General features: G+C 68.8%; 1 protein-coding gene. It reads right to left on the bottom strand.

What is annotated here, in order from left to right:
- Positions 1–94: 94 nt before the first annotated feature.
- Complete coding sequence (locus D7V88_RS41470) at positions 95–1,081, bottom strand: hypothetical protein (RefSeq protein WP_120545957.1); 987 nt, start codon at positions 1,079–1,081, stop codon at positions 95–97.
- Between the last annotated feature and the right edge of the window lie 357 nt (positions 1,082–1,438).

Here is a 1,438-nt window from a genome sequence, read left to right as displayed (position 1 = left end):
GCTCATATGTGTGGGGGCCGGGGCGGGGGACACCTTCGGCGGCGGAACTGTGGCCCGGCTCCTCAGGGGTGGGCAACGGAGAATTCCAGGTGCTTCATTCCGGGCCCTGGGTCGCTTCCTGTGCGTCCGCCCCCGTTCGAGTCCGGATGAACTCCCGGATATGGGCGATGAGCGCATCCCGACGGTGGGCCAGGAAGCTGGACGCATCGCCCTGACGCAGGGCGACCAGGGCTTCGGGCGACAGGGCATGGCTGGGGAATACGGCGGGCGGCAGCGCTCCCGTGCGCACCAGTCCCAGCAATGTCACGCCCGGTGCGAGCACGGGGTGGAAGAGCTGGTTGGCCAGTGTGAGCAGCATCGAATCCCCGGCCCCCGGGGACGTGGACAGGCCCGGAGGCGACGTGGGGAACAGCGGCAGGAATGCGACCGCGCCCTGTGCCTCCAAGAGCGGGCCGGGCTCCAGGACGGCGCCGGTGAGCAGGTGCCTCGGATGCAGCGCCAGCAGCGCGTTGGCCTCCACCCGGTCCGCCACCGACGCGAGCCCCGCCATGCCGGGCTGCGAATAACGCTCCCATCCGCGCTCGGGCGGTGGGCCCACGCGGGCCAGCAACGCGCGCACGGTCGCGTCCGCGTCCCCGGTGAGGAGGGCGAGGCTCGCGCGGGCCTCGTCGTCGGGAAACGAACGCTCCGTGTCGAAGAGGGCGCGCTGCCACAGCCAGTGGGACAACCGGGCGCGCACGGCGGCCGGAGGCTGGGGATGCAGGTGGAAGAAGCGGCTCAGCAGCGGCAGCACGTCCGGCCGCGGCAGGAGGCTCAGGTGGGCAATGGCCGCGTCCTGGCGAAGGAATCCAATGGCGTGGCGGACCGCGCGCGCTGTCTGTCCTAATGCCTGCGTCCAGTCATCCTCCGCGCCAAACTCCTCGCGGAAGTCCCGCGTGAAGTCCCTGCCACTCACCGCGAGCAGCAGTGAAAGCAACGCTTCGTCCTCCAACCGACCGAAATCACGGGTGGACAGGTGTTCGCCCAGGGCCTCCAGGCTCTGGCAGGACGCGTCGGGTTGCCAGGGAGGAGTGGGTGCCATGGGACTTCCTGCGTAGCGGAGACTTGAGAACACTCACATCGTTCGGGAGTCGCAATGCTCACTTCACGCCTTGACGGTGCGAGGAATTTCTTTAAAGAATGCACGCACGTCCTCTTCTTCTTGGAAGATGGCGTATGTACCGGGCCTCGCGTTCCCCAACCGCGGAACCGGTGCGTGACGTCCCAGTTGAGCCCCGCGCGCCGCGTTCCCCCTCTCGGCGCGCGGTGGCCCCTGGGACTTCCGGCCTCCGCCTTCCTCTCAAGTACGTTCGAGGATTTGCGTGTCCACCTCTGGTTTCGTCCTGCCTGTCTCGCTGGCCCTGCGACTGCTGACCTCCGCTGCGCCCGCCCCCCAGTC

This window comes from Corallococcus terminator (genome assembly GCF_003611635.1).
GTDB lineage: Bacteria > Myxococcota > Myxococcia > Myxococcales > Myxococcaceae > Corallococcus > Corallococcus terminator.
This window is presented reverse-complemented; position numbering and strand designations above follow the sequence as displayed.

Coding starts and splice junctions, on each gene's coding strand:
- D7V88_RS41470 (WP_120545957.1), bottom strand. CDS start 1,081: ATGGCACCCACTCCTCCCTGGCAACCCGACGCGTCCTGCCAGAGCCTG.